The organism is Brevibacterium sp. (genome assembly GCF_022712115.1).
Taxonomy (GTDB): Bacteria; Actinomycetota; Actinomycetes; order Actinomycetales; family Brevibacteriaceae; genus Brevibacterium; species Brevibacterium salitolerans.
This window is the reverse complement of sequence record NZ_JALAHB010000255.1, coordinates 1-3,458: the sequence shown is the minus strand read 5'-3', so window position 1 is coordinate 3,458 and position 3,458 is coordinate 1. Positions and strand designations below refer to the sequence as shown.

Sequence of the window (3,458 nt, the reverse complement as noted above, 5' to 3'; positions counted from 1 at the left end):
GGGAGGAGGGGAGGCTGCGATCACGTGCTCAGCGGAGTCTCACGGGCGGCAGGGACGGGATGAGGGAGCGTGAGGCCGCGACGATGCGCCGCTCATTGGCGAAGGAGAGCGTCTCGCCCAGCCGATCGAGCGGGAACCAGGCGGCGTCCACGGCCTCCTGGTCCGGGTCGTTCTCCACCGTGATGGTGCCTCCGGTGGCGCGCAGGAGGAAGTGGTGCACGACCTTGTGGATGCGGTTGCCGGACACGGAGAACCAGTAGTCGACGCTGCCCAGGGGTGCGATCACGCTGCCGGACACCCCGGTCTCCTCGGCGATCTCCCGGCGTGCGGCCTCGGCGGCGGTCTCGTCGCCCTCGAGGTGGCCCTTGGGCAGGCACCATTCCAGACGTCCTGCACGGTTGATCCGCGCGATGATCGCGACGTTGAGCTCCGCGGAATCGAAGTCGACCACGATGCCCCCCGCGGAGGTCTCCTCCGTGGTGGAGGTGCGCACGGGGAAGGGCCCCGGCTTGGGCATGGGTCGCGACATGACTCCACTCTATCCAAGCGGCATAGGAGTTCCTGGGACGCGTAGCGGTCCGGCGGGAACGGGCGCCGGACATGAGCGCAGGTGGCGCGCCGGGGGACGGGCGGAGGCGGTCAGCGCCTGCCGTAGCGCTTGTGGGCCGCCTGCTTGGAGATCTCGAGGGCGGCGGCGATCGCCTGCCATGAGTGCTCACGAGCGCGGGCGCGGCGCACCTGTTCCGCCTCTGCCCGTGCGAGAGCCCGCTGCGCCTCGCGGATGCGGCGCAGTTCCGCGAGGGGTTCACCGTCGTCGGCGAGGTCGAGTGCCGTGCGTGCTGTCGTGCTCATGGCGTCAACCGTAGATGACGATTCATGAGACGTCAATGATGGTTGACTGCGTATGCGGGTGATGCGGCTGGTGCGTGGATGTGACAGGCGGGGCGCTGGGACCGGCACGTGGTCGTGGCGGGTGCTTCGGTGAGGATGCCTCCTCCAGTTCAGGTGCCTCCACGGAGAGGTTGACCCTCACACAGTGTGAGGGTCGAGGCTGTCCGCAGGAGGTGGTCGTCGTGGAGCGCCAGACACAGGTGGAGCCGCAGGCACAGGCAGAACGGCAGTCGCCGGCGGACCGACAGACACAGACGGAGCGACAGACTCAGCTGGACCGGCAGGTGCCGGCGGACCGGCAGGCGCGGCTCGAGAGGGCGCTCAGCACGGGGGACGCCTCGGCGCGCCTGCGGGCTGCACTGCAGGCGGGGACCGCACCGGAACCCGGTGACGCGGAGGTGCTGGTGCGCCGCTGCGAGACGGAACCGGACTTCTTCGTCCGCGACATGCTCACCTGGGCGCTCACCCGGAATGCCGCCGAGGCCGTGGTGCCGCTGCTGCTCGCCGAGCTGGATTCGCCGGTGGCCCAGGCGCGCAGTCAGGCGCTGCACACGCTCTCGAAGATCCGCGACGCCTCGGCGTGGCCGGCACTGCGGGAGTCCCATCTCACCGACCCCGACGACGAGGTGGCCCGCGCCGCCTGGCGCGCCGCCGTCGTCCTCGCTCCCGAGGAGGACCGCTCGGCTCTGGCTCGTGTGCTGGCCGGTCAGTTCGGCCGGGGCGAACTCGAGGTGCAGCGGAGCCTCAGCCGTGCGCTCGTGGATCTTGGGGAGGCCTCGGTCGCGGCGGTGGAGGACGTCATCGCACGGACGGAGGCCCCGGGATCCACGAGCGATGTGGGCCTCGCACAGGATGCGGGCCTGGGGCAGAACGCGGCGCAGGCGCACGGTGAAGAGCAGGCGCACCGGGCAGATCGGGTGCACGGTGCAGAGCGGGTGCACGCCCACGCGCTCGCCACGGAGGCTCTGCGGCGCGACCCGGACATGGGTTTCGCCGAGGCCCTCGAGGAGGCCAAGCGCGTGTCCGTCATGGGGGTGGACGCGGAGGGCGGAGCTGCGGTGGACTGACCTCGGGTGCCGGGTGCCGGGTGCCGGGTGCCGGGTGCCGGGTGCCGGGTGCCGGGTGCCGGGTGCCGGGTGCCGGGTGACCAGAGGCTGCAGAGAGAGCAGGGATGACGAGGGGGAGCGGCAGATGAGGATCGGCGAGGTCTCCGCGCTCTCCGGTGTGAGCGTGCGGATGCTGCGGCACTACGACGCGCTGGGGCTGGTGCGGCCTCGGGCCCGGACCTCGGCGGGATACCGGGAGTACTCGGACGGCGATCTGCGGCGCATCCTGCACGTGGAGGCCCTGCGGGCGCTCGGCTTGAGCCTGGGTGAGGTCTCCAGTGCCCTGGAGGATCCCGCTTTCGCCCCCGCTGCGACGGTGGAGGATCTCATCCGGCGTACCCGGGAGCGGATCGCGGCGGAGGAGGAGCTGCTGCGCCGGCTGCAGGGGATCGCCGCGGCGGAACCGTCCGGGTGGGAGGACGTGCTCGGCGTCGTCGGACTGCTCAGGGCGCTGCAGTCGCCGCATCCGCACGACCGTCAGCGTGTGCTGCTGGATGCCGCTGCGAGGGCGGAGTCCGGTCCTGCGCTGACGGCGTTCAGTCCTGCGCAGCTGGTCGAGGCGTTCCTCGCCGAGGATGAGACGAACGTCGCCGGCACTCTGCGGTGGGCACTGCGACAGGTCGAGTCGCGGGGTGCGGATGAGACGGCCACGCGGGGCCCGGACCGGAGGCCGCAGGGTGTGGATGAGACGCGTGGGGGTCCTCCGGTCGCAGGCGATCCGAAGCCGGGTGCATCGGGTGCATCGGGTGCATCAGGTGCGGAGGGCCATGAAGCCGAGGACCTGCCCGCGCACGATGCGGCCGTGCGCCCCGCAGCACAAGGAACGGAAGAGGACGTCCTCGGGCTCCTCCGCGGGGCGCTGCGCTCCGAGGACGGCGAGCGGCGCCGCCGAGCCGTGAGTGCCCTCGAGATCCTCGACGGCGAGGCGGTGACGGAGCTGCTCCTCGCAGAGCTCCGTGTCGCCGCGGCGGATCTGAGCGTGCGCACCTCCCTCGCGCTGGCGCTCGCGGCGCGCGGGAGGACAGAGGCCGTCGATCCTCTCATCGCTGCTGTCCTCGCAGGTGAGAGGGACGTGGAGGCCGCAGAGGCGCTGGGCGGACTGGCGCGTGAGGGTTTCCCCGTGGTCCCGGCGGTCCTCGGGCACGCGGAGAGCCTTCCCCGCGGAGCCGCGCGTCTGCGCCTGGTGCAGGCCCTGGGGGAGCTGCCGCGAGAGGCGGTGGACGGCGTGCTCTCCGCGATGGCGGAGGGAGATGACCCCGCGGAGGCCCGCATCGCGCGCTACCTCCTCTCCCGCAGCCCTCACCACCCGTGACGGGATTCGCCCGTCCCTGAGACCCGCGCAGCCCCCTGAGTGCGCAGCCCCCTGAGTTACGTCTGCGTAGCGGCCGCTCACCACGGCCGCTACGCAGACGTAACTTCCGGAAGGGGCGCAGGCAGGGTGGCGAGGCGCAGGCAGGGTGG

4 protein-coding genes are annotated in these 3,458 nt (G+C 72.1%); 2 read left to right on the top strand and 2 right to left on the bottom strand.

Annotation, left to right across the window (positions count from 1 at the left end):
* Positions 1 to 28: 28 nt before the first annotated feature.
* Both Q0A33_RS15160 and Q0A33_RS15155 read right to left on the bottom strand, forming a co-directional pair.
* On the bottom strand, positions 29 to 529 hold the full coding sequence (locus Q0A33_RS15160; protein ID WP_291798716.1) for an NUDIX hydrolase: 501 nt from the start codon (positions 527 to 529) through the stop codon (positions 29 to 31).
* A gap of 110 nt (positions 530 to 639) precedes the next feature.
* Positions 640 to 852 carry an AsnC family protein gene (locus Q0A33_RS15155; protein WP_291798713.1) on the bottom strand — a complete coding sequence of 71 codons (213 nt, stop codon included), beginning with the start codon at positions 850 to 852 and terminating at the stop codon, positions 640 to 642.
* A gap of 221 nt (positions 853 to 1,073) precedes the next feature.
* Here Q0A33_RS15155 and Q0A33_RS15150 point away from each other — a divergent pair, with 221 nt between their 5' ends.
* Both Q0A33_RS15150 and Q0A33_RS15145 read left to right on the top strand, forming a co-directional pair.
* Positions 1,074 to 1,958: a HEAT repeat domain-containing protein gene (locus Q0A33_RS15150; protein ID WP_291798709.1), complete on the top strand. Its 885-nt coding sequence runs from the start codon at positions 1,074 to 1,076 to the stop codon at positions 1,956 to 1,958.
* Positions 1,959 to 2,082: 124 nt separating this feature from the next.
* Positions 2,083 to 3,309: a MerR family transcriptional regulator gene (locus Q0A33_RS15145; RefSeq protein ID WP_291798703.1), complete on the top strand. Its 1,227-nt coding sequence runs from the start codon at positions 2,083 to 2,085 to the stop codon at positions 3,307 to 3,309.
* Positions 3,310 to 3,458 lie beyond the last annotated feature (149 nt).

Bases quoted from the DNA above. Each gene is read 5' to 3' on its own strand.
- Q0A33_RS15155 (WP_291798713.1), bottom strand. From the start codon at position 852: ATGAGCACGACAGCACGCACGGCACTCGACCTCGCCGACGACGGTGAA.
- Q0A33_RS15160 (WP_291798716.1), bottom strand. From the start codon at position 529: ATGTCGCGACCCATGCCCAAGCCGGGGCCCTTCCCCGTGCGCACCTCC.
- Q0A33_RS15145 (WP_291798703.1), top strand. From the start codon at position 2,083: ATGAGGATCGGCGAGGTCTCCGCGCTCTCCGGTGTGAGCGTGCGGATG.